The sequence below is a fragment of the Chitinophaga sp. SYP-B3965 genome (assembly GCF_009647655.1).
Taxonomy (GTDB): domain Bacteria; phylum Bacteroidota; class Bacteroidia; order Chitinophagales; family Chitinophagaceae; genus Chitinophaga.
Map to the genome: position 1 here is coordinate 1,788,730 of NZ_WJFD01000001.1, position 25,930 is coordinate 1,814,659.

Here is a 25,930-nt window from a genome sequence, read left to right on the forward strand (position 1 = left end):
GTTAATTAAATATTGATGTCATCATATCTGTGAGCGATGTGCCGCTCAGGTTTTTGGCAATGATCTTTCCATTAGGCGCAATCAGTACGTTGTGTAATGGATAGGTGGAAGCAGTGTAGCCGAACAGTTGTGCTACTTCATTCGCTGCGCCTCTACCGTCTGACAGGTGTGCACCGGGTATTTTGGCTTGCCCCAGTGCCTGCAACCAGGTATCCCTGTTTTCATCCAGCGATACAGTGATCAGTGCCAGGCCTTTGTCTTTATAATCGTTAAACGCTCTTTGTATATAAGGAAGGAATCCTGTATAAAAGCCCTGATCCGAAGTTTTCCAGAAAGAGACCAGCACATATTTCCCTTTGAAAGAAGACAAGCTCACCGGATCACCGTTGTTATCCAGCTGCGTGAAGTCCGGTACTTTATGGCCCAATGCAGATTTCAGTTCCGTATCCAATAACTCAGCTGCTTTCATACCGGCAGGGCTGGCTTTGAGATGTTCCGGCAGGCGGTTATAAACCGTGGCCAGGCTATCCACATACCCGGCAGGGCTGGTACTCATTTTCAGGTCCCTGCAGAGCAGGTAGGCAGTTACGGGAGATGCAGGATGTTTCTTCATAAAATCCCAATGGCCGGCCCTGTATGTATTTTCCATTGATTTGCCACTCAGGAAAAGCATATCGAAGTAAGTTCTGTTCTTTGTTTCCGTGTAAAGCTTCACAATACCCATGATCGTATCCTTCCACAAGATGTTATCCTGTTTCACGGCGGCCACATACTCTTTATGAACAGCTGAGCCGGTAACGGTAACATTATCCATGCTTTTGTCAGAAGTGGCCGTCAATTTTCCTTTATCCAGGAAAACCTTTGCCACATACTCACTGGTACCCAGTATACCGGCCTCCTTGGAGTCCATACTGTTGAGCAATTTTGGAGAGATAAAAACCAGTGCAGGATCGCTGATCTTTCCTTTAAAGGCATACCGGCCATTTTTCACGATAGCGCTATCCACTGGTTTTGCATTCGTGGAATCGTATATCAGGTATACTTTTTCAGGCATAATGGGTAAACCTTTCAGTGTTCCCTCCAGCACAAAAGTGTTGCTGTTCTGTATCTGCATCGGGCTTTCCAGTTTGTTCTGTGCCGTTGCAGATACTGCCGTCAATAAGAGGCAGCATAAGAGCGATTTGTTTTGCATAAGTGACATGAATGAATGATTTAATGAAGGATCTTTTCCAGTTGTTTATCGAGGGCATCTCCCCGCAGGTCTGTTGCCAGTATCTTACCATCAGGGCCCAGCAGGAAAGACCTCGGCACCACCACTACCATGTAGCTCTTCACGGCCACGCTCTGAAATTCTTTCTGATCACTTACCTGTGGCCAGGTATATTTATCCTGCTTAATAGCAGCCCGCCAGTCGTCCTGACTTTTATCCAGTGAAAAGCTTACGATCTCAAAGTTTTTATCTTTAAAGCGTTCGTATGCTTTCACGAGGTTAGGGCTCTCTGCACGGCAGGGTGCGCACCAGCTGGCCCAGAAATCAACGAGCACGTACTTGCCTTTCAGGTCTGATAGTTTGAAGGGCTGGCCTTCTGCAGTATTGGCAATGATCTCGGGCGCTATTTGCCCCGGCTGGATGAGTTGCAGTGTTCTCATGAGCACCACTACTTCTTTACCCAGTACACTATTCCGCAGCTGCGGCGAAAATTTCTCAAAGCGGCGTTCTGCATGGTCTACCAATTCCGTAAATACCATTTCATGAAACTTCACCAGACTGAGATAGTAATCAGGATGCAGTGCTACAAAACTTCGTACCAGCGAGGCTTTCATCGCACTATCCGTTTCGTCGCCAATATGGTCCTGCAATTCTGCTACCTGCCTGGCGTATACTTTCGGATCAATTTTATCTGCCTGCAACGTTTTTGGTTGAGCAAATAAGGTCCCTGCTGCGAAACTTAAGATCGCAGCTAATAAGCTAAAGCGCATATGATTGGTGTTTATTGGTACCCTGGTGTTTGGATCAGATTTGGATTAGCGAATACATCTGCTGTTGGAATAGGCCACCACTGTTTGAAGGTTTGCCATACGCCGCCTTTTTGCGGTGCCACGGTAAGCATCAATGCTTCCAGTTTGTTCGTTCTTCTCAGGTCCAGCATGCGGTGCCCTCCTTCTGTGAAGAATTCTATGCGGCGTTCCTTTGCAATAGCAGCGAGCATATCATCTTTAGTAGTTGCTGTTGTGCCGGTGAGTGCGGCTCTTGTCCTTACCGCATCCAGGTCAGCCTTTGCACTGTTGGTACCGGTTATTTTATTCAGCTGCGCACGTGCTTCTGCGCGGATGAGCAATTGTTCTGCGAGGCGGAACACCGTGAGGTATTCTGCGCCTGTAGTATTTACTTTGTATTTATTCGGGAAGCGGTAAGTGATAGGTGTACCACTTGTTGAAGAGACCTCTCTTGTCCAGGAAGTAAAACGTGCATCACCTGCTTCAAAGGCATTCAACAGGTCTGTAGTGAGCACCGTATTCACGCCATTGAATGGGAAGAGTGCAACTGTAGCAGGCGTACCGTTATTATAGGCGGCATAGTCCCTTACAAATTGAAAACCTATTACACTGGGGATAAGCCCCCATATTGTTTCTTTACTGGCAGCCAGGAATGCAAGGTCTGGTTGTGGCAGCATGTAGGCAGGATCAGCAATGATGGTAGTGGATTGCAATTCTGCATTCTCCCATTCTCCCAGGTACAGGTACACACGGGCCAGCAAAGCAGTGGCAGCCGCTTTATTAGGCCTTCCCCGGTTGGTGGCCACCAGGCCATTTGCGCCTTTGTATTCCACACTTAAAAGTTTTTGCGCCTCCAACAGATCTTTCACCACCTGTTTGTACACATCATTCTGCGGGCTGCGGGAAAGCGCGTTATTCGTTTTATAGAACGAAGTAGTAGAAATGGGCGCATCGCCATACAGGCTGGCTACATAGAAATACAGCAAACCTCTTAAGAAATAAGCTTCTCCTAACCACTGGTCTTTATAGTTCAGCGTCTGTGAACCGGAAATTCCTTCAAGGGCCAGGTTAGCGGCATAGATCTGTTTGTAGAGGGTCGTCCACATAGCGCCGGTATTCGAAGCCTGTACGTTGTTGGAATAAAAAATATTTTCGGTCAGTGCCGTGGGTTCAATACACTTTAATTCATCCGTATATAAAGCTGTTTGAAAAGAAATGCCTCTTCCATCGAACACGCTGCCATTTGCCAATGTGGCAAACTGATCATTCAATACGGCGGCACTGGATTTGTCTGTTGTATAAGCCCCGCTACCTGCGATGGCTGTTGTTGGAAGTGGTATTTCCAGGAATTTCCCGCATCCGCTGAGCCCTGCTGTAACGAGAACAATACCAACTATGATTAAACGTTTCATGTTTCTTTTTTTACAAGTTCATTGAAATACCTCCTGTGAATACCCGCAGCGGCGCCATGCCTGCTCCCAGGTTCTCAGGATCAAGATCTCCATATTTGGAAATGGTAAGCAGGTTCTGCCCCTGCAGGAAAATGCTGGCTCCCTTAATATGCGCTCTTTTCAGCAGTGCCGCAGGAAAGGCATAAGAGATGTTCAGGTTATTCAGGCGGAGGTAGTTTGCCTTGGTATATGCACCTGTGCTAAAGTGATAATTAACCTGACCCAGGTAGGATAAGAAGCTGCTGCTCAGTTTGGGAATGTCTGTTACATCACCTGGTTTCTGCCAGCGCCTCAGGATATCCCTGGTGGTATTTCCCATGAAAATGCCGAAAGGATATGTTTGCATGCCGAGGTAAGTAGGTCCCAGCCTGCTGGTATATACCAGGAAGAAATCCAGCGTGATACCTTTGTACTTCAGGGTATTCTGCATACCGCCGTAGAACTTCGGCGCGAAGTCCACAAACTCCGTTCTGTCTTTGATCTGATCTAAAGCTCCTCCTGAAAGAATGGTCCACTCTCCTTTCACACCATTCTTATAAAAAGTATGCGCCCCTGTTTGCGGATCTATGCCGGCATATTTAAACATCGGCTGGCCATTGGTGGATTGCCCTTCTTTGATAGCGTAATCAAACAATTTCTCGCTCTGCGGATAGGAAACCAATATATTCTTTGGAACAGAAAAATTGATCGTAGTTGTCCAGGAAAAATTCTTCTTCTTAATATTGGTGGTGCTCAGTACCATTTCCAACCCGGTGGATCTGATCAGCGCAGGCGAGTTACGGGTAATCGTGCTATACCCTGTAATGGAAGATAACGGTTGCGGAATTAACTGGTTCTTGGTGAGGTTGCTGTAATAAGACACATCCAGCGAAATGGGGCCTCCCTTTAAGAATTCAAGGTTCAGGCCAATATCCCTTTTCAGGTTTTGCTCCCATTGCAGCTCAGGATTGGCCAGCACACCCGGCCGCAAACCCGGACTTCCACCGTAAGCGGTACCCTGGAAGTAAGTGTTCATGAACTGGTAATTACTAATACCATCACCACCGGATGTACCATAACTTCCGCTTATTTTAGCAAAACTCACAACAGGCAATAAAGCTTTAAAGAATCGTTCATCACTCACGATCCAACCGGCTCCCACGGAACCGAAAGTACCAAACTGCTTATTAGGCCCGAACTTGGTAGATCCATCGTAACGAACACTCAGGTTAACAAAATATTTGTTAGCCCAGTCATATCTCAAAAGACCAAAGTAACCCAGGTATCGGGAAGGAATCTGGTTGTAGCTGGTACTTATATTTGCCGGAGCAGCGAATGTTGGATTATACAACATCGCATCGCTGATGAAATCATTTCCGGTGGTGGCCTGGGCATAATTCACCTTGTCCATCAGCGTGGCGCCGGCCCTGGCGGTGAGTGTACCCTGGTATCCCAGTTTGGTTATATAATTGATGTTAGGGTCCAGCGTCCAGGTACGAACGTTGAAAAGATTCAGGGTGCTGGTAGTGATATAAGCGCTCTGGGGATTGTAATAGGTAGAAGGATTACCATACAGCTGCCTCCCATATAACGAGTTATATCCAACCAGCGCACGAATGCTTAATCCTTTCGCCAATTCGTATTTAAAGTCCAGATTAGTGGTAATGTTATTAGTGGTGTGTTTGGAGATCATCTTAAAAGGAGAAACAATACTTGTTCCCGCACTGCCCAGTGGATTTGACAAAGCATCAGGCGCCCAGTTGATCTCGCCGTTTGGCAGGAACAAAGGAGCGGCATTAGGGGCCAGTGCAGATAAAGTACTATTGGTGGTGAAATCAACCTGCAACATGTCGTTCTGGGTAATTGAATAAAGACCGCTCAGGTTAATAGAGAACCGCCTGTTGTTGGTAATAGTGTTGATATTAAAATTCAAGCCACCCTGTTTGGATGCACCCGCTCCTCTTTGTATGCTTTCCTGTACATTATAATTTCCACCTACCAGGAAATTGATATTATTTGTACCGCCGGAATAACTCACATTGGTGGAAGTATATTGTGCCTTGCCACCCTGCAGTTCATTCAGCCAGTTAGTATACCGGGTTTCCGGCCAGGTGCCGTTCAGGTCGTAATCAGCAGCCGTCGGCTGGGCATTATTATTATTTTTCATTGCTTCCCTGCGGAGCATCAGGTATTCTTCTGTATTTAGCAGTTCCGGCGATTTCCCCTTTAACGTAATACCGGACCGTACATTCACGGACAGCTGCGGATTACCGGGTTTTCCTTTTTTGGTAGTGATCAGCACTACGCCGTAAGCACCACGGGAACCGTAGATAGAAGTGGCATCCGCATCTTTTAATACTTCTACGCGATCTACCACTTCAGGGTTGATATAATCAAAAACATTACCGCCCCGGAGGATATTAGGCTGGCCATTCACAAAAATAAATGGCAACGCTTCAGTGGGGTAAGCCACACCATCCACAATGAACAAAGGTGCACTATTACCGTTTAAAGTGCTTCTCCCCCTGATCTGAACACTGATAGGTGTACCTGGCTGACCGCTTTGCTGTTGTATAAACATACCAGGAACACGGCCCTGCAATGCCTGCAATACGTTAGGTGTAGGATTCCTGGCAATATCTTCTCCTTTAACGGTGTAGATATTACCAATGCTCATTCTCTTTGTAGTCTGACCATAAGCAGTGATCTGCACCTCATCCAGTTTGGATTCTGATGGTTTTAATATGATATAAGTAGTAAGTGTGTTATTGGCAAGGGTTACTTCTTTATCCTCATAACCGATGTAGGAAATCACCAGTATGTCACCCGCATTAGCGTTAATAGAAAAACGGCCTCTCAGGTCTGTCTGCGTGCCTTCCTTACTGTTCTTCAACCGTACACTGGCACCAGATAGCGGAGTAAAATCAGCGCTGACCACCACACCATTAATCACCTGGTAAGCGGGTACTACTACCGGCGCTTCTTCCAGTTGACGACCTGCGGGCCCGTCTACCGGCAGCAATGCCTTTTTACTGATCACAATTTGTTTGCCGCGAACGGTATAATCCAGCGGAAGTTTTTTAAAGACTTCTTTCAGGAAGAGGTCCAGCGGCATGTCTGTAGCTTTTACCGTTACAGGCTCAATGTTGCGGAGTATCGCCTCATTGTAAAAGAAAAAATAACCGGTTTGCTTTTCAGCAGCAGCAATTACTTTTTCCAAAGCCACTTTGTTGCCGGTGAAGGTGACAGACTGGGCCTTGCTATTGGCACTCAGCTGTAAGCAAGCGGCGGTGAGGAAGATGATAGTTAGTTTCATCGCATTCAAAATTAATCTCCTGTTGGCGGGATGGGATCTTCCCGTGATTAATCTCATGACTAACAGGATCCTGGTTGATGCCCAGCCTTTATGATACGGGGCATGAAGCTCCGTAACCGGCTGGTTGCAATACACATTTTTTTGCATAACTTGCAGTAGTTTGGTTGATTAAATAATTGACGTTTACAAGCGTAACTTCATTTGGTCCAGCCAGGCATCCAGTCGCTACGGGGCCTAATCCGCAGCGACTTTCTTTTACCTGTTTTGGGTACCGTCTATGATCTATGTATTCCTCTAATGTTGGTTGGTTCTTTCTTCTGACTAAGCAGTATTATCCTGATATGATCTTGTTGGGACCATTTATATTCTTCTTTTGTACAAATATGTGTGTTAAGGCATCACGGTCAATGTTCTTCCTTCCATCTTAAAATTCACACCCGCTTTCTTTAATACCTCTAATGCATCTGTCAGATCCAGGGTCCGGTCTATCTTTCCTTTAAATTTGGCAGTGTAGACAGCCTGTTCATAATTGATCTCGATATTATACCAGCGTCCCATCTGCCGCATCACGGTACGCACATCTGCGTTGTTAAAAGAGAAGATGCCATTCTTCCATGCTACTGTTTCTGATACATCCACATCGTTGATGAGTTTTATTGCGCCATCTGTATTTACCTGCGCCTGTTGTCCGGGAGTTAAGGTCTGCGTGTTTATCCTTACCGCGCCTTCTAATAAAGTAGTATTGATAGTAGGTTCATCTGTATAAGCATTCACATTAAATTCTGTTCCTAATACGAGGATCTCAGTTTGGTTGTTCACCTTTACTTTAAAAGGTTTTTGCGCATCCTGTGTTACCTCAAAGTACGCTTCTCCGGTGATTTCCACTGTTCTTGTATTGTTAATGAAAGCAGTGGGATAACGGAGGGAAGATGCGGCATTCAGCCAAACCTTAGATCCATCCGGTAAGGTTACCCGGAACTGGCCGCCCCTTGGCGTAACCAGGGTGTTAAAGTGTTCAGTTTTGGATGCACCCTGTACATCATATTCCAGCTGGCCGCCCTGCTGACGGATAGCGGTGCTCCCCTGGCGAATCACCTGGTTGCCGGCGCTATCCAGTGCTACAGTAGATCCGTCCGCCAGTGTGAGGATGGCCTTTGTGCTGCCCGGTGTTATACCAGCTAATTCAGGGATCTGCCGGAGGTAGCGTTGTGACCAGAAGTAAAAACCCGTAGCCAGTGCCATCAGAACCGCTGCCGCAGCTACCCAACGACGGTAGTTGATGCGGCGTACCCGTGATTGGTTGTATACGGTTTTCCTGTTGTATCCGCTTGTGCCGTGACGTTCATCGGTGCTGCGTGTGCCCGTTTCGCCCGTGCTGCTGCGTGTACCTGCTTCACCAGTGTTATTATCCTGCAGCAGGATACCCGCCTCCGCGAGTTTCGCTGTTGATCTCTTTTGTGCTGTTTCCAGTTCTTTCAGGCCATTCGCTACATACCCTTCCTCCAGCATGGCTTCCAACATCGCCGCATTGGCGGCAGAAGCCTGCTTCCAGCTTTCCAGCTCTGCTATTTCTTCCTCACTTGCCTCCTGCTTCAGCAGCCTGACTATTAGTTCCGATATTCTCTCTCTGGCATCGCTCATACTATATATACTGCGGGATGAAATAATTGTTACGGAAAAAAATAAGAAATATTTATTGTGGTGGGAAAATTATCAATTTCATAATGATAATCAATTCGATACGATAGAGGGAAGATCGTAGTATCTTTAAGGCTTCTGCCTTCCGGACCCTTACGGCAGCATCTTTCATTTGCAGGAGGTCTGCAATTTCGGCGTTCTTCAGTCCGTCTATATAGGCCAGTTTAAATACCTCCCGCATATGTGGGGGCAGTTCTTCTATCTCATCCCGGATGCGGGTGAATACCCTGGCTTCCACGATCTCATGGAAATACCGGTCTTCATGTTCCTGTTCACTGATGTGTAAAAGTTCCTGCAACTGCTGTATATCCCGGTGTTGCTTCTTCAGATGATCAAAACAGGCATTCCTGGTCATTACGCGCAGATAGCCCAGCAGATGGGGCCTGCTCTCAAACAATTTCTTTTGTGTCCATAAACGGATAAAAACATCAGCTACTACGTCCGGGGCTTCATCTCCTATCAGGTGCCTGGACAGGAAATACAATTCTGGATAATACTGATTATATATAGTAGTAAAAGCCGATGCCTGCCCGTCTGCTAACTGCTGTAATAACTCATCATTCATATATAGTAAGGTCTGCCCTGTGTGTAAATTTAAAACAAAAAAGCCGCAAGTAAGTACTTGCGGCTTATATAGACAGAGCAGGTGTCCTAATTATATAACCGGGGCAGCCATCACATCTCCATCCATTTCCAGTACGATCACATAGTTGATGGGTGCAGGCGTAAGGGTTAGATGGATCTTTCCATCCTGCTGGTTGTATGTGATCTCCTGGTGTGTGTTTAGTACAAAGGCCTTTTTTACTTTCTTTATGGCTGGTAAAGAAAGTTGTGTGGCATCGGTTTTAAGGATGTGTATAAACACCTTGTTACCTTTCCGGGTAGCGGTGTATTGATCAGTAGGGTTGTATGGGCCTCCCCAAGTGCCATAGATGGATGTACCGTTCTGTTGCAGCCAATCTCCCATTTCCTTTAAACGGGCCACCTGCCGGGCCTCTATGCGGCCATCAGGCATAGGGCCTACATTAAAGAGGAGGTTGCCGTTACCGCCTGCCGTTTTTTCCAGGATGGTCAGGCACTCTTTCAGCGATTTCATTTTATCGTTCGGTTTCCAGGCCCATTGATTGCAAATGGTGAAGCAGCTTTCCCAGGGCATGGTCATATTCATCCTGCCTACTACCTGTTCCGGGGTATCATAATCCCCTACCATTGCTGCGGGGTCTATCTTTTTATTTTCCACGGCAGCCATTTCTTTGCCCAGGCGGTTATTGATGATCACATCCGGTTTAATGGATTTAAGGTAAGCATAGATGTCTTTTCCCATGTCATTTGTCCAGGGCTTCTCCCAGCCGCCATCAAACCAGAGCATGTAAGGATCATAGTTCGTGAGCAGTTCTTTCAGCTGGGCCTTCATGAACACAATGTATTTATTGATATCAGACTTAGGATCCGGTGTTTGGTTGTGTGCGGAGTGGATGGGATACTCCGGGTGATACCAGTCCAGTACAGAGTAATAAATGCAGAACTTAATGCCTGCTTTTTTACAGGCTTTGGCCAGCGCACCTACGATATCCTTTTTATAAGGTGTAGCGGCGATATCATACTCCGTAAAGGCAGAAGGCCATAAGCAAAATCCATCGTGATGGCGGGCGGTGATGGTGAGGTATTGCATGCCGGCATCCTTTGCTGCTTTCACCCATTCATCTGCATTGAACAATACAGGGTTGAATTCTTTGTACAGTTGGTCATAATCTGCTTTTGGGACTTCTTTATCCCGGCTCCAGCCGATCTCCGTTCCTCTCAGGGTTACGGGTCCCCAGTGGATGAACATGCCAAAACGTTTATCCATGAAGCCGGACATTACGGCTTTGGAGGTTTGCTGGGCTATAGCGCTGCTACAGAGGCAGACAATAAAGAGTAACGTGAAAATCCTTCTTATCATATGATAAAGTTAGGGAGTCGCGTTACCTGAACCAATAGATTATCATTTTAGTTTGATGGACTATCCGCTGTTATTGTTATTACTGCAAGGCTGGCGCAGATAACATCGGTAACTTTAACGATTATCTTGTTCCCCTCCATCATAATTGAGAATGCCCATCCTGCCTTTTTTCATGTTGCCATTTAGTTCACGGTTTTAAAAAATAGTGTCAATGCGTATAGCGATAGCCGATATCAAGACCTTGGAAATGATCAGACACTTTGTTCAATCTGCCATTTTTAGCCATTTACACATCAAGGAACTTTGCGACTCAGCAGAAATGAGTGAGACAAAACTCATTCAGTGTTTTAAATTTCTTTATCAATCTACTATTATCAATTACTTCTCCACTATAAAAATGGAGTACGCCAAAGCTTGTCTGGAAAAGGATTTTACGGTGAAAGAACTTTCTATCCTGTTATGCTATAGTTCTACTGAACATTTTAATCGTGCATTCAGGAAGGTGTTTGTTGTTTGTCCTAATAGTTTTCAGGCGCGAAAATAATGCAGTAGTATATGTGGTTTTGGGCAGGTGAATTATTTAGGTTTGTAAATTTAAGTGGTATAGATTGCATGTATTAAAGAGACACAGTAAAGAGTAACCCGACTAATATTATTTAGCTGTAAGATTCAGATAGCCATTCTTCTTTCCGCAAATTATGAATACAATTCAAATTTTGTCTTAAGCTTAACGAAACCTGTTTTTATCTATGGGCGCTTGGATTTTCCGGAACCGCCTGGGGATGGTTTTGTGCTGTAATTATTCATTTTCAATTATTACATCAATGATTAAAGGATCACTAGTTTTAGCGATGCTAATACTATTACTTATATCAGGTTGCCAGGTTGGGGAAACGCCACAAACGATTCCGGAGTTTTCAATGCGCTTGGCTGATAGCACTAAAGTGTTTTATTCGAATGACATACCAATGGGAAAAACAATCGTGCTGATCCAGTTTGATCCGGCCTGTAGAGATTGTCAGATAGAGACGGAGGAAATTCTTGCCAATATTAGCTCGTTTAAGAATACTAACTTTTATTTGATTACACGGCATCCTTATGATGAAATGATGGTATTTCATGACCATCTTAAATTGAATACATATAGTAATATAAAGATTGGCATTGATACAGCATCTGTAATACCAAAACAATTCAAAATACGGTCTACACCACTAACTTTAATATTCGATGAAAACAAAATACTCCGTGCAATTTTCTCCGGTAAAGCTGATTTGAAAGATCTCACAAAAAGTATTAATGGTTAAACTTTCAACTATGCAAAGGGATAAATTCCTAAGTCTAATCTCTTACGCCTTTGTCTTATTGTTCGTCTACACGGCATTGAGTAAGTGGTTTTCATATCCGATTTATTTATATGACCTCAAGCGATCACCAGAGTTAGGAGCTTTTGCATTGCCAATTTCCATTATTATTCCCGGTTCAGAATTATTGGCCGCTGGGTTGCTTTTATTTTCCAATTGGCGAAAGTTCGGATTTTGGTTATCCTTTATTCTGATGACGTCCTTTACTTTATATGTGGCCTACGTACTAATGTTTGCTCCAGACCTCCCTTGCACTTGCGGGGGAATCATTCGGGAACTTAGCTGGCCACAACATCTGATATTCAATATTTTATTTACTGGATTTGCTGCTTGGGGATTATACTTAATAAATGGCGAAGCTAACGTCAGACATAGCCCAACAGCGCTCTCCAAAAAATAATTCTCGCGGGATAAAAGGGGAATCCGAAAACCTTTAACAGAGTAGGAATATCTTTAAATCTTCAATGAAAAGTTATGAAAGTTTCAAAATTATTCTTGGGCCTGGCGTTGATTTTATTCGCAGCCGTTGGTGCATTCGCTACTGCCAAGAACACCGCACTACAAACTGTTTATTATAATTTTAATAACCAGTGCCTTGACATTCAAGAAACACCATGTGGAGGAAGCAGTGGTGAATGTCAGTTAAACATTATTCCTCCAGGTGAAACAACTGCACAGTTGCTCACTATTTACCAAACGCGTGTGACCCTTAACGTTCCATGCCAAACTCCATTCCCAAAACCTTAATCAATCAACTGGAAGCAACGACCACAAAACCGGTCGTTGCTTTCAGATTAAAAGCTATCACTTATTTCAAGGACGTCCAATTTCATGGTACTGGGTATCAAGTCTAATCCACTTTGCCTCAAAGAGGCTCTAATGCTCTCAAGATCATCTATATCAGCCTCAACTGAAAAACTGACATTACCTGTAATCCCTGTTTCGTTTATCGTTACAAATTTAGAATGCGTTAATCTGTATGAAAGAATAATTGGAATATTATCGATGGCTATATTATTAAATCGATTAATCCGTGATTCTGGTTCCCAAGCGCTGGAAGGACCACCAACATTATTTAAAATTCTCCGAACCTTATTTTTATTGATTACAACTAATTTCAGACATGGCATGTCCCTCTGGACAATTCTTGTCCTATACCCAAAGTAATTTTCTAAATCTCGCTGCATCATTTTCATTAGATCAGCGGGAGTCCCTTTCCTTAGTGGAGCTTCAATACTATAGTTATAAACATCAGCAGTTGCAGATTGATACTGAAATCTAAGTGAATCCTTCGTTATAATTATAGGCCATGGCCAGACTTTAGGGTACCTTGAGATTATAAATGGCGCGCCGAAATAAGCAACCATATATAGCGCCGGAAGAGAAGCGGCCATTGCTTGGTACCTCACTTTTCCATCTGATGTAAAGTTTGCGATATCAGGGACTAGTGACCATCCTTGACCATAATTTGGTTTCATCAATATACTCCTGAATAAGTAGTCTGTTGATTCACCTCCGTTCCCATCAATAAGCAATGGCATTGACTGATCCGCCTGGCGCTTATTTCCTTTGACGTTCGCGTAGCTCATATCCCTAAAATAAAATGGCAAATCGGAAATGAATTTCTCAATATTTTGTTCAGTCACATCGTCAGATGAAGTTATTGCTTTAACTAAACCATTCTTGTCGATCCATACGTAATGTGGCACACTCATAGGTACAACCTTATTAAAAAAGATTGAGTCATATGTTGACGTAAGCGTTAAACAAGATTTCTTTCTATATATATCATAATATTTTCTGATGTCCCTTATTTTTTCTTCACGCCCAACCAAAATCACTTTGAGTTTATCCGAATTCTTGTTCTGAATCAAATTCAACATTGGGAATCCTGCAATGCAGGAAGAACAACCAATGGTCCAAAAATCTATTATTACATATTTACCAAACAAATCACCAAAAGATAGTTCATCCTTAAGATCATCATGAAAGTTTGTCAAAGTAAAATTTGGAAATTTCTTGCCGATAGTTGGATAATTTTCATCTTGACTTTTTACTTCTGAATGTAAAAACATTAACAAGGAAAGCATCACGATGATTCGCATGAAATCAATAAACTGTTTTTTTACACTGTTAATTATATCCTTCATTTTGGGTGAGCTTGTTATTATTTATAATGTCATTTAAAGGCAAAGGCCAGACAGTCCACTTTGAAGACCAAACCGTCCCTTTAATAGACTCTATCTGTTTCATAATTACATCAACAACTTTTGTTCTTTTAATATCAAACCACCTATGCCCCCATTCACAAAACAACTCTCTTCGTCTTTCCACAGATATTGTATCTATCATTGCAACTTTTGAAATGCCGGGATTGATATCTTTTAATAAATCTATTCCTGCACGGGATCTAATTCTATCTATATCTTCAATAGCTTCTGATATTTTACCCTGTTGTGCTCGTGCTTCTGCCCTTATTATAAACATTTCCGCAAGACGAAATACAATAGATACTTCCTCAATTGTTGTACTCACAACACGTGATTTGTACTTAAATGGAAAGTAGTAAGTACCTGTTCCGACAGTGATAGATTTGATCCAGTTTAACTTTCTCAGATCGTTACCAGAAAATACTTTTAAGAGGCTATTGCTAATATCCGAACCGCTATTTCCCGCTGTTGGTATGCTAGTCAAGATAAACTTTTGTTCATAAGTATTTTCTCGTAAAGCTGCCCCGGAGTTACCAGTTGGCATTTGAAGTTGCCAGATGGCTTCTTTTGTCGCTTTCTTAAAAACATCATCAATTTTCTCCAAAGAATATATTGATGAACTGTTGACAATAGCACTGACCCTTTCCTCTGCTAACCCCCATTGACCGGTGTATAAATATACCCGTGCCAATAAAGCAGATGCAACAAATAAGTTGGGCCTAACCCTATCAACAGTTTCTGTTATCGCATTTCCGGATACATATTTGGGTGACAGCAGTTCTTCCGATTTGATTAAATCGGCAATAATTTGCCTGTACACATCTGCTACCGCGATACGTACTGAAGCACCATTTATGGTATAATCAGTAGTCAAGACCAGTGGAATATCGCCATACAAATTGCACAAATAGAAATACCAGAATGCTCTTATAAAGAGGGCCTCTCCTAACAATTGCTTTTTTACCTGACTAGTTACTTTTTCAGATTTCCCCAAGCCTTCAATAATACCATTTGCTTGGTAAATTATATTATAACCTTTTTCCCAAATCACGTTCGTTAATGCGTCTTTTGCGTTTAATGCATTTTTATATACAGCTAATCCAGCGACATTGGTTACTTTATAATCAAGTTCGTCTGAATACAACCCGCAATAGAGAGCCAGGTTATAGGGTAGTGGTTCACTCATCATACTTGTATATAATCCTCCCATAGCAGAGATAGCCGTAGCATCCTCACTAAAAACCTTTTCAGTAACTAACCTATCCTGAGGTGGATCAATCTCCACGAATTTTTTACACCCTGTAATAGCTACAAGAAAAATGAATATATATAGACTCGTATTTTTCATTTTTTTTGATTTAATTATAATGTAACCTGCAAACCAATAGTAAGCGTTTTTAATGACGGTAGCCTTACTGCATCAGATGGAGCCTCCGGATCGAACCCAACATACTTTGTAAATGTCAAAAGATTCTGACCTTGTGCGTATAATCGCACACTTTTTAAAATTGAGCGGATCGAATAATTTAATGGCATTCGCCAAGAGAGGGATAGATTTTTTAATCTCATAAAAGACGCGTCACTTAACAACCCGTCACTAGAATTAAAAATGTTATTTGATGTAGATATCAATGCTTTAGATTGAGAGAACGGCAACTGGTACTCGCTACCCAATAGATAGTTAGGTTGATTTCCATTGCCGCTGTTAAAAAATCCAGGGGGTATTATGCTCTTAAAAAACGCTCTACCGTTTTGTTTTGTGAACTGAAACAGGAAATCAAGCTCAAAACCTTTATAACCAAAATTATTTTGAATGCCTCCATAGAATTTTTGACCGACAAAATAAAATTGATTATCGAATGCAGTTGTAAGGTTTCCATCTTTATTAAAATCCTCAAATGTAAATAAACCGGTGACTGGATCCCTCCCCGTGTAATGATACAAACGCAGTAACGATAGCGGTTGGCCGATGGCATACCTAGTCGCGTAACTTGATGCTTCAATATTAGGATATGAAACGAGTTTATTGGTTGGAAAAGTTATGTTAACATTCGTTGACCATGAAAATACCTTACTGTTAAAGTTATCTGAATGTAGATCAATTTCTAAACCAGAATTTTCAAGCACAGCTGGTAAATTCGCCCTGATGCTTGTGAATCCCGCAACAGAGGGCAGGCCGTATTGAACTAATTGATTGCTTGTTTTATTACGATATACACTTGTATTCAGCAATAGCTTATTGTCCATAAAACCCAATTCTAAACCAATTTCTATTTTATTAACCCTTTCCCAACCATAATAAGGGTTTGTAAGCTGCGTTGGTATTAAGCTGCTGACGCCTTGATAAAAACTAGTATTAGTGCTATAAGTATCCAGATATTGATAATCTGTCAGTTGGTCATTCCCGGTACTTCCGAAGCTGGATCGTATTTTTCCCAGGCTAACAAATGGAAGGCTTCCTTTAAAAAACGCTTCGTTAGAGAAAACCCAGGCAGCTCCTATAGCTCCAAAATTCCCAAATTTATTTTCAGGACCAAACCTACTGCTTCCGTCCCGACGAGCAGTAACATTTAATATATATCTATCATGAAATGAATAACCAATTCTGGAGTATATAGCACTATATCTATACACTGTGTTTGACCGCCCTTTTGTTGTTACAGTAGGACCAGCAGCGAAGTTTTCAATTAATGCATCCGTGGTAAATCCACGGGCTGACATTGCTAAATAATTTTTAACTGTACTTTGGAAAGTTGTGCCAACAAGCATTTCGAACCTTCCCCCTAAAACTTTACCCTGATATGATATTTGAGGTTCAATAACCCAAGATTTCAATCTATTATCTAGGAACTCATTTGACCTCAGCAAACTTGCAAATTCCGACAATGAGGGATTATATGCAATAAAGGGTGTTAAATTACTTTGGGAGAAATCCGTAGCATTATATCCAAAGCTGCTTCTGATTTCTAAATTATTTATTGGCCTATAGCTTAGTAATAGATTGCTCACTAGGTTATTGGCCTTTTCATCTGAGGTCTGCAAGAATGCTGACATAGGATTGACCCATTCACTATTAGGAGCCCAATTTAAGCTTCCGTCTTCTTTAAAAGGCTTTGGGAGGTTTGGTGCCAACCGAAATGATGTTGTAGCTTCGAATACTCCAGATGGCAAATTATTCACATTATAGACATATGCGCCCATAAGAGAAGCATTAAATTTTTTGTTTGTCGAACTATGATTTAAGCCGAATTGCAAGCTTATTTTTTTTGTCAAAAATTCACCTGGATAAATTGTCCCCTCATTTCTCAAAGTAGATCCTATTCTAAAATTGGTAAAATCATTGCCGCCAGAAACAGAAACTGAAGCTTCAGTTAATTTCCCTGTACCACCTACAAAATAATCTTGCCAGTTGGTATAACTGGTTGTGTCCCATTTCCCATTCAGATCATAATCATTTAGCCCGGGAGATTTACCATCATTTGCAAACGCTTGTCTTCGCATTGACAAGTATTCTTGAGTGTTCATAAACTTAACACGTTGTGGTGCTTTACTTCCCCCAGTGTAAAAATTCACATCAAACTGAGTTTTACCCGCCTTACCTTTTTTTGTGGTAATCAAAATAACACCATTTGCCCCGCGGCTGCCGTATATTGCAGTTGCGTCAGCATCTTTAAATATCTCTATACTTTCGATATCGCTTGGATTAAGAAAACTAAATGGACTAATAGGTCCACCCACCGGTGCTGTTGCTATTCCCGTCGCGCCGATGAGTGTAAAACTGTTTGAGTTAAATTGTATCCCATCGATGATGAATAGTGGATTGTTACCGTTTGCTAAACTATTTTGCCCCCTTAGTCTGATTGTTAATTCTCTCCCTGGTGTACCGTCGACAGGTTGTATAAATAATCCAGGTACACGACCTATTAATGCAGCAATTGGATCACCAATCGGCTGTCTGGCAATATCTTCGGCTTTTACCGTACTTACATTTCCCGTATTACGAATCTTAGTAGTATTATAGTAACCTTTTATTACAGTTTCTTCAAGTTTACTTGTAAGTTCAATCAAGGTCAAGTTAACTTCTGCCTGACCATTTACCTCGATCTGCATAGTTTTGAAACCTACGAAGCTATAGACTAGCGTTCCATCAGGCTCACCGACAATTTGATAATTGCCATTTCTATCTGTGATTGTCCCGATGTTAGTGCCGCGTAACCTAACACTCACACCAATAAGGGTATTGTTTTTGATATCCGTTACCTTACCAGTAATACGTATGGGCTTGGTATTTTCCGAGGCTGTATGCCTAGTCACCTGCCCCTTCCCCTTAATCAAAATCGTCTTATTAACAATCTCATACCTATAAGGCAACCCCGCAAAAATATGATCCAACGCCTCCACCAAACTCACATCCTTCAGCAAAACCGTCACCGGTGCACTATTCGCCAGCAGCGCCACCCCATAAGCAAACCCATAATCCGTCTGCCGCTCAATAGCCTTAAAAACCGTCTCCAGCTCCACCTGCTTAAACTGCAAACTGATCTTCTGTGCGCTGGCTTTAGAGAAAACGTTCAGGCAGGAGATTAAGATCAGAAAGGTCGCAATATGAATCCTCATGATTATTTTCTTTATGGTTGAATTCGTAGAAGGATCTCCTTTCGGCAACAGGAAATACCTTCTCTTCCCCTTAAAAAAGGGATGAGAGCAGCAAGTAAATAATTCCATACTTTTGCTTTGTTTGATGGTTAGTAAAATGTCTCTGTATAGTGATATTGATCTTCCTTAAAACACTTTACCGGATGCGTGTGAGATACGTATCCGGTTTTTCTTTAAGGAGATATGCTAGTTGTCTTCCCTCATGTAATTTGATTATGGTTAATTAATTCTTTACGATCAATACGTTGCCCGCAGGCTGTTGTTCAATACTAAAATGTATCCCCATTCCTTCCAGAATGTGAAGCAGTTCAGATAGATTACTATCCCTGGAAATACTGGCTGTAAAACGTTCTGTGGAGATTGGACCTTCATATTTGATAGTCACATTGTACCATCTGCTGACTTCTCTCATCAATGGAGGAAGTGCCACATTGGAGAATTTCATTTTTCCTTCTGTCCATGCAATGGCGTTTTCTTCTTTCGGCAGAACTTCGATCTTATTGTCTTGGTGGTAGGCCATTTGGCCTGGTTTTAATGTTTCGCTTACGGTATTAAGCTGAGTGGAGAATAATCGAACAGCGCCCTCTAAAAGAGTTGTTTTTACGACCTGTTCTTCGGGGTAGGCATTGATGTTAAAATGTGTCCCCAGTACTTGAACACGCTGAGTAGGTGTTTCTACAATGAATGGCTGGCTGGTATTCTTTGCGACTTCGAAATAAGCCTCTCCGGTTAGCTCAACGAGCCGGTTTTTAAAGCCTTTGAAATCAACGGGGAATTTGAGACTGGAGGCTGCATTCAGCCAAACTTTACTGCCATCGGGTAACTGCACAATGAACTGGCCACCCCTGGGTGTGGTAATACTGCTCATTTCAGATGAAGCAGCAGCGTTAGAAGGTGTAAATACTACTTCCCCATCATCTCTTTTTTCAATAGTAGAAAATTGATTGGGTATATTTCCCTTATTCGCCTGACTGAGGTTAATTTGTTTGCCGTTAGGTAAGGTAAGTACCGCGTGGTTGCCACCAGGCGCAACATCCTGAATATATTGCACCGTCTGCGGTGGCAGCGTTTGTTTTTCACTAAACAGGTATACGAAAGCCACGAACAAGGCTACCGCAGCAGCCGCTGCTGTGTATGGAAGCATCCTCCTGAACCTGGATTTGCTATAGACAGCTTTTTCAATAACAGGCCAGGATGAGGCTATTGCATCCCGGAGTTCATTTTCAGTATACACTTCCGGATTGTCTCCGGCATGCTGGTCGAGGGTGTACTCTACCAAAGCCCGCTCTGCCGGCGTGCATTCTCCGTTAAGGTATTTATCGAGTAGTTCAGAAGGTATTTGTTTTCCCATTTCATCAAGGCTATGTAGATGGCCCTAATATATAGTGTCGCGAAAAAGTAAAACCTCGCAAAAGTTTTTAAAATAAAGAGAAGAAATGTTTGACAAGCTTCAGGCGCAGCTTTTTTGTTGCATGGTAAACCTGATCTTTTATAGCACCGGGACTAACATTAAATTCTTCGGCTATCTCCCGGTAACTGTAATCACCGGATCGGCTAAGGTTCACGATGGTCTTCATTCTTTCGGGGAGGCGGTTGATCTCTGTTTCTACGATTTTGGTTCGTTCCTTATTGATAATATACTCTTCCGGTGAAGATTCATACAGCGCCATCTTCTTTTCCAGCGTATCAATGAAGTTTTGGAGTTTTTTCGATTTTCTTAATTCGTGTAAGACGCGGTGCCTGGTGATGCCAAAGAGGTAGTTAATCAGATCAGATTCTATTTCCAGCCTGCTGCGCTTCTCCCATAAAATGATAAAGACGTCCTGCAGCACATCGTCCGTCTGGCATGCATCGCGCAAAATTCGCCTGGCGTAGCTGTAAATTAACGGGGAGTATCGGTTATAACATTCTGTGAATGCCTGTTGATCACTTTCGAGAAACAATGCAAACAAGTCAACCTCCGATAATATTTTATAATTTTGTTCCATTACCTTATTGAAAAAAGCATACCCCGAAAAATAGAAACAAAAGTTACTATCAAAACCAGATGAATAAAAATAGCTGTGTCATTCAGCAATGGAGGAAGCAGGTGGGTGAATTATGATGATCGGTGAGGTAAATAACCTCAATCCCTATACGACGGGGCTAAAGATGATAAAATTCTTTCAAACAATGTACTTAATATTTTCATCAATGGAAGATGTTGTTAATCATTATAACACATACGCATTTGCCAGCAACCGTAAAAAGCTACGCCAGCGGGATGTTCTGCCTGTTGTTCCTTCTCTGGACGAACCGCGGTATTAACTGCAGGTTAACAGACTGCCGGATGAACACCTCGTAAATAAGCCATCTCCCCTCTTTTTTCAGGAAAATTTCTAAAAACACTTTGAAATGCAAAGTATTTTCATTTAACTTTGTAACGCAAAGCACTTTTAAAACTCAACCCTATGAACATAAAATTATTAATTGCGTCTTTACTGACGTTTACGGCAACTCATGCCCAAACCTTTGATAAAGCAAAGCTGGATCAGTACTTCGACCGGCTCGCTGAAAAGAATAAAGCGATGGGCACCCTTGTGATCTCCAAAGATGGTAAGCAGATTTACACCCGCTCTATCGGTTATGGCCAGATCACCGAAACCACAAAGAAACCACTGACCGCGGAAAGCCGGTACCGCATCGCTTCGATCACTAAAATGTACACGGCAGCAATGATCCTTCAGCTGGTGGAGGAAGGAAAATTACAACTCACGGATACGATCGGTAAATTCTTTCCGCAGATCGCTAACGCCGGTAAAATAACCATCGCGCATATCCTTGCACATCGCAGTGGGATCCATGATGTACTCGTGGAACCGGATGTGCTCTCTCAGGTGAAGGCAGCATCGATCACGAAGGAAGAATTAGTGGCCATCGTCTGCAAAGGCAAGTCTGATTTTGAGCCGGGCACAAAACATCAGTACAGCAATTCCGGGTATGCGCTTTTAGGTGTTATTGTTGAAAAATTAAGCGGCCAGTCTTATGCGGAAGCCCTCAGGAAAAGGATCACGGCTAAGATCGGGCTGAAGGATACCTACATCGCTACGGCCTATATGGATGTGAACAAAAACGAAAGTCTTACCTACCGGTATACGGGTGGCTGGCTACGGCAGCCTGAAACACCTGCCGGCATCCTTTTCGGTGCAGGTTCGATCATTTCTACACCGGCAGATATGGCTCAATTCATCCACGCACTGTTTAGCGGAAAATTTATTTCACCGGAACATCTTACGCTGATGAAAACGATAAAAGATGGTGATGGCTCAGGCATGGAACCTTTTCTGTTCGCCGGTAAAACCTTCTACGGGCATACAGGCGGAGGCGGTAATCTTGGCGCGTGGCTGGCTTATATGCCGGAAGAAAAGCTGGCGGTGGCTTATACTACCAATGCAAAGGTTCACCCGGTGGCAGACATCATGAAAAGCATCATGGAGATCTACTACAACAAACCGTTTGAGATCCCCACCTTCGAAGCGATGGTGATCAGTGAAGAAATACTGGAAAAATATACGGGCGTTTATGCCACCACCGAAGCACCTGTAAAATTTACGATCACCAGGAATGGCGGCACACTTTATATTAAGCCGCCAGGGGAAGGGTCTCCTGCTCCGCTTGAAGCAACGGCATCGAATAAATTCAATATCCAGGGTGTTAACGGGGTCACTTTTGAATTCGACGTGGCAAAAAAACAAATGATCATGAACCGGGTTGGTGTTGAAAGAATATTCACCAAAGAAAACTAACAGCTATGAAAATGTCCGCTATAAAATTCGTTCTCATCTTCCTCGTTTGTGCATTTGCCTTTCTTTTTGGCACTACCGGACTGTTAGATCAGCCCAATGAGGCGCTCTTTGGATCGGCATCACAGGCAGGCTGGCAGGCAGTTATATCCACCATCCTCTCCCCTGTCAAAATAATCCTGATAGGCCCTATGCTGCCTTTCATTAATTTTTTGAAGCAGGACCCGGATACACCTCCTCCTTTCTTCCTGGTGGGATTTGCTATCTATTGGACGATCCTTGCGCTGGTGATCCGCTTACTCATTTCGCAAACTTTTCACCGGGTTAGATAACGCTGCTTTGAAACTCTGCCAGCCGATGGTGAGCAAAGAGATCATCATCAACAGCAAAGGCGGCGTTACAAAGATGAACCAGCCCAGGCTGATGCGGAACGCGAAACCATTGAGCCACTCATTAGCAGCTACATAGATCACCGGAATAGCTACTACTGCTGCAATAGCCACCAGCAGAATGAAGTCTTTCGAAAAAAGGTATACGATGCCATAAGCAGTGGAACCCAGCACCCTTCTGATACCGATCTCTTTGGTGCGGAGTTTAATGGCGTAGGTAGACAGGCCTATCAGCCCCAGGCAGGCTACAATAATAGCCAGTATGGTGAAGAGGCCGAATATATTCCCGAACTGCTGATCTGCCGCATATTGCTGGTTAAAATAATCATCCAGGAAGAAACTTTCATAGGCAGCACCGGGGAAGGCCTTCTTGTACAGATCTTCTATATAGGCCAGGTCCTTAGACAGGTCTTTCGTATCCACATTCATGGAAAAATAATTCGGTACGGCCTGGTTGTAATAGTAAAAGAGAATAGACTCATATTGTTCCTTCAGGGACCTTTGGTGATAGTTCTTCACCACCCCCACTATCTCGCAGTTAATATCCCCGAACCAGGATGTAAAGATCACGCTTTCGTGGAGGGCAGCCTGGTTATCCTTATAACCCAGTTTCTTTACGAGTGCTTCATTGACCAATACCTTCGCCTGTTTTGTGTCAAACACACTCTCTGTTTCATTCTGCGGGATGTTAGTGCCGGCTGCCAGTTTCATCTGGTACACGGGTATAAAATCCTTATCTATCTCTGTTAGTCCTACTACGGTATTTTTTGTTTTATCCTGATCTGCTTTTCTTACCCCATTCCTTCCATAGATCGGTTTACCGGGTACATCTTTGGAAGGGGCCATGCGGGCAATAGCAGGGTTCCTTTCAAGTTCTGATTTAAAGAACTTTATTCTTGAAAAGTAAGTAGAATCTGAAGGTTGTGGCGCTTTCACAACGAATAACTGATCCTGCTTATATCCCAGTTCCTGGTTGCGCATATAGGAAAGCTGGCTGTACATGGTGATGGTGCCTGCGATCAATATGATAGAAAGGATGAACTGAAATGCCACTAATGCTTTTCTGAGGGAGATCCCGCCTTTTGCGGGAAGGAATCTTCCTTTCAATACGATGATGGGTTTGAAAGAAGACAATATGAAAGCCGGATAAGCCCCTACCTGTAAGGCGCCTGCGATGAATATACCCAGGAAGATAGCCCAGAAATACCAGTGTTTCCATAAACCGGAAGCAAAGAAAGCTTCTCCGATGTGTTTGCCGATGAACTGTTCAAAATAAGGCGTGCAGGTAATCACCAGTACCACTGCCATCAGCAGGGCAATGCAGTTGATGATCACGGATTCAAAAATGAATTGTGTGGTCAGTTGCAAACGCGTAGCCCCTACCACTTTCCGTAAACCTACTTCCCTGGCCCGCTCCATGGACTTGGCGGTGGACAGGTTGATATAATTGATCCAGGCGATAACGATGATAAAAACACCCAGCAGGCTAAGGAAATAAATGATGCTCTGGCTCCCGTTCACTTCCAGTTCCTCCCCGTAATGGGACTTGAGATGTATCTCTCCCATGGGTTGTAAATGGAAAGCGGCTTTAAAATTCAGTTCTTTCATTTTGCTCCCCAGGTATTTATTCACGAAGGCCGGGAATTTTGCTTCCACTTTTTGGGGATCGGCGCCCGGCGCCAGCTGGACATAGTTATAAAACTCCGGCCAGCCCCATTCCGCTATGCCGAAATCCGCCCCATGCGCACTGAAGGGAACGAGCATATCAAATTTGAAATGCGCGTTTTCCGGTACATCCTTAAAAACACCGGTTACTTTAAAAGGGCCACCGTTAAAGCTGAGTGTTTGATTGAGGGGGCTGCTATCACCAAAATATTTCCTGGCGGTAGTTTCGGAGATCGCAACGCTCCCGGGGGCATTCAATGCGGTGGCGGGATCTCCTTCCACCAAAGGGAAAGAAAATATGCTGAAGAAAGTTGAATCCACGGAGAAGATCCTGCTTTCGTTAAATCGTTTTACATCTCCTTTTCCATTATCAAAAGAAACGGTGAGGCTTTTTGCAAAAACGCTTTGGGGCGCTACCCTTGTTTGTGCCACTACTTCAGGGAATTCCGCTTTCATGGCAGGGCCTACCGCCGGGTGGTTAGCCGCGCGGGTGCCTTGTGAAAAACCTCCGCTGTAGGTGATGGGTACCCGATATATATTGCTTACGTTTTTGTGAAAGGTATCGTAGCTTAATTCAAAGCGGATGTATTGAAATATAAAGAAACAGGCGGCCATACCTATGGCCAGTCCAAATATATTGATCAAAGAATACACCTTGTTCTTGAACAGGTTCCGGAAAGCGATCTTTAAGTAGTTTTTAAACATCAGGGCGGATTTTGGTGCTTTCTAACAACAACAAGATTGCCATATTTGAAGGTATTCGGAATAATGCATCTATACAATAGTAAATTTACATATCTGTTCGGATATGAACAATGGATGTCCGGTTTGATTAAAAATGTGTACTTTGGAACCAACCTAACATTGATAATCGATTGCTGCGAAATACTTCACATCAGATAAGTGCGGAGTCATCTGTAACACTTTCTCAGATCGGGGTTGGTGATGAACAGGCGTTTCGCCGGTTATTTCAGTATTATAGTCCCCGGCTCAGCCAGTTCGCCTTTTCCATCATTAAGATAAAGGAAGTTGCCACGGAAATAGTGGATGATGTATTTATTAAGTTATGGAAACAAAGGGAAAAGGCGCCTTCTATTGCCAATATCCGCGTGTATCTCTATGTGGCAGTGAAAAACAGTTCCCTTAATTATCTTTCTTCCAAAGCCCACCGGCAGATCACGGAACCCTTCAATGATCTGGATATAGCGCTCAGCAACGATCCCGCGCCGGACGAGAAAATGATCAGTGCAGAATTGCTGGGAAAGATCACGGCTGCGGTGGAATCCCTCCCGCCCCGGTGCAAGATGATCTTTAAACTGGTGCGCGAAGATGGCCTCCGTTACAAGGATGTGGCCGAGATCCTGAACCTCACGGTAAATACGGTAGATGCCCAGATGGTGATTGCCGTTAAACGCATTTCTGAAAAAGTACAGACGCATTTTACCACTTTCCCCCAAAAGGCCGTCAAAAAATAATTTCA

20 protein-coding genes are annotated in these 25,930 nt (G+C 43.2%); 7 read left to right on the plus strand and 13 right to left on the minus strand.

Annotated features, from left to right (window positions below):
- Position 1 precedes the first annotated feature (1 nt).
- The 7 genes from GFS24_RS06945 to GFS24_RS06975 form a co-directional block, all read right to left on the minus strand.
- Positions 2-1,201: a TlpA disulfide reductase family protein gene (locus GFS24_RS06945; RefSeq protein ID WP_153658849.1), complete on the minus strand. Its 1,200-nt coding sequence runs from the start codon at positions 1,199-1,201 to the stop codon at positions 2-4.
- 11 nt (positions 1,202-1,212) lie between these two features.
- Positions 1,213-1,980, minus strand: a complete 768-nt coding sequence (locus tag GFS24_RS06950; RefSeq protein WP_153658850.1) for a peroxiredoxin — start codon at positions 1,978-1,980, stop codon at positions 1,213-1,215.
- Between the two features lie 11 nt (positions 1,981-1,991).
- Positions 1,992-3,410, minus strand: coding sequence for a RagB/SusD family nutrient uptake outer membrane protein (locus tag GFS24_RS06955; protein WP_153658851.1), 1,419 nt, complete (start codon positions 3,408-3,410; stop codon positions 1,992-1,994).
- 10 nt (positions 3,411-3,420) lie between these two features.
- A complete protein-coding gene (locus GFS24_RS06960; protein WP_173003000.1) occupies positions 3,421-6,744 on the minus strand; it encodes a SusC/RagA family TonB-linked outer membrane protein in 3,324 nt (1,107 codons plus the stop codon).
- A 390-nt stretch (positions 6,745-7,134) separates the two neighbouring features.
- Positions 7,135-8,385: a FecR family protein gene (locus GFS24_RS06965; RefSeq protein WP_153658853.1), complete on the minus strand. Its 1,251-nt coding sequence runs from the start codon at positions 8,383-8,385 to the stop codon at positions 7,135-7,137.
- A gap of 52 nt (positions 8,386-8,437) precedes the next feature.
- Positions 8,438-9,007, minus strand: coding sequence for an RNA polymerase sigma factor (locus GFS24_RS06970; protein ID WP_153658854.1), 570 nt, complete (start codon positions 9,005-9,007; stop codon positions 8,438-8,440).
- Between the two features lie 90 nt (positions 9,008-9,097).
- A complete protein-coding gene (locus GFS24_RS06975) occupies positions 9,098-10,384 on the minus strand; it encodes an alpha-L-fucosidase (RefSeq protein WP_153658855.1) in 1,287 nt (428 codons plus the stop codon).
- 211 nt (positions 10,385-10,595) lie between these two features.
- On the opposite strand from GFS24_RS06975, the gene GFS24_RS06980 reads away from it, so the two are divergent.
- From GFS24_RS06980 to GFS24_RS06995, 4 genes are all read left to right on the plus strand, one after another.
- A complete protein-coding gene (locus GFS24_RS06980; protein WP_153658856.1) occupies positions 10,596-10,928 on the plus strand; it encodes an AraC family transcriptional regulator in 333 nt (110 codons plus the stop codon).
- 205 nt (positions 10,929-11,133) lie between these two features.
- Complete coding sequence (locus tag GFS24_RS06985; RefSeq protein ID WP_153658857.1) at positions 11,134-11,691, plus strand: redoxin domain-containing protein; 558 nt, start codon at positions 11,134-11,136, stop codon at positions 11,689-11,691.
- 10 nt (positions 11,692-11,701) lie between these two features.
- Positions 11,702-12,148, plus strand: a complete 447-nt coding sequence (locus tag GFS24_RS06990) for a MauE/DoxX family redox-associated membrane protein (RefSeq protein WP_153658858.1) — start codon at positions 11,702-11,704, stop codon at positions 12,146-12,148.
- A gap of 74 nt (positions 12,149-12,222) precedes the next feature.
- Positions 12,223-12,495, plus strand: a complete 273-nt coding sequence (locus GFS24_RS06995) for a DUF6520 family protein (RefSeq protein WP_153658859.1) — start codon at positions 12,223-12,225, stop codon at positions 12,493-12,495.
- Between the two features lie 47 nt (positions 12,496-12,542).
- Here GFS24_RS06995 and GFS24_RS07000 read toward each other — a convergent pair whose 3' ends face one another.
- The 5 genes from GFS24_RS07000 to GFS24_RS07020 form a co-directional block, all read right to left on the minus strand.
- Positions 12,543-13,898 carry a hypothetical protein gene (locus GFS24_RS07000; RefSeq protein WP_153658860.1) on the minus strand — a complete coding sequence of 452 codons (1,356 nt, stop codon included), beginning with the start codon at positions 13,896-13,898 and terminating at the stop codon, positions 12,543-12,545.
- The gene (locus GFS24_RS07005; protein WP_153658861.1) at positions 13,882-15,306 is read right to left on the minus strand and encodes a RagB/SusD family nutrient uptake outer membrane protein; all 1,425 of its coding nucleotides are present in this window, start codon (positions 15,304-15,306) and stop codon (positions 13,882-13,884) included. The genes GFS24_RS07000 and GFS24_RS07005 overlap by 17 nt, the downstream gene beginning before the upstream one ends.
- 14 nt (positions 15,307-15,320) lie before the next feature.
- Complete coding sequence (locus GFS24_RS07010) at positions 15,321-18,683, minus strand: SusC/RagA family TonB-linked outer membrane protein (RefSeq protein ID WP_153658862.1); 3,363 nt, start codon at positions 18,681-18,683, stop codon at positions 15,321-15,323.
- A 154-nt stretch (positions 18,684-18,837) separates the two neighbouring features.
- Positions 18,838-19,965 carry a FecR family protein gene (locus tag GFS24_RS07015; protein WP_153658863.1) on the minus strand — a complete coding sequence of 376 codons (1,128 nt, stop codon included), beginning with the start codon at positions 19,963-19,965 and terminating at the stop codon, positions 18,838-18,840.
- A 67-nt stretch (positions 19,966-20,032) separates the two neighbouring features.
- Positions 20,033-20,602, minus strand: a complete 570-nt coding sequence (locus tag GFS24_RS07020) for an RNA polymerase sigma factor (protein ID WP_153658864.1) — start codon at positions 20,600-20,602, stop codon at positions 20,033-20,035.
- Positions 20,603-21,064: 462 nt separating this feature from the next.
- Here GFS24_RS07020 and GFS24_RS07025 point away from each other — a divergent pair, with 462 nt between their 5' ends.
- Positions 21,065-22,399 carry a serine hydrolase gene (locus GFS24_RS07025; RefSeq protein ID WP_153658865.1) on the plus strand — a complete coding sequence of 445 codons (1,335 nt, stop codon included), beginning with the start codon at positions 21,065-21,067 and terminating at the stop codon, positions 22,397-22,399.
- A gap of 5 nt (positions 22,400-22,404) precedes the next feature.
- Positions 22,405-22,728, plus strand: coding sequence for a hypothetical protein (locus GFS24_RS07030; protein ID WP_153658866.1), 324 nt, complete (start codon positions 22,405-22,407; stop codon positions 22,726-22,728).
- Here GFS24_RS07030 and GFS24_RS07035 read toward each other — a convergent pair.
- Positions 22,693-25,155, minus strand: coding sequence for an ABC transporter permease (locus tag GFS24_RS07035; RefSeq protein WP_153658867.1), 2,463 nt, complete (start codon positions 25,153-25,155; stop codon positions 22,693-22,695). The genes GFS24_RS07030 and GFS24_RS07035 overlap by 36 nt on opposite strands.
- A gap of 170 nt (positions 25,156-25,325) precedes the next feature.
- Here GFS24_RS07035 and GFS24_RS07040 point away from each other — a divergent pair, with 170 nt between their 5' ends.
- Complete coding sequence (locus tag GFS24_RS07040; protein WP_253906409.1) at positions 25,326-25,925, plus strand: RNA polymerase sigma-70 factor; 600 nt, start codon at positions 25,326-25,328, stop codon at positions 25,923-25,925.
- Positions 25,926-25,930: the final 5 nt, after the last annotated feature.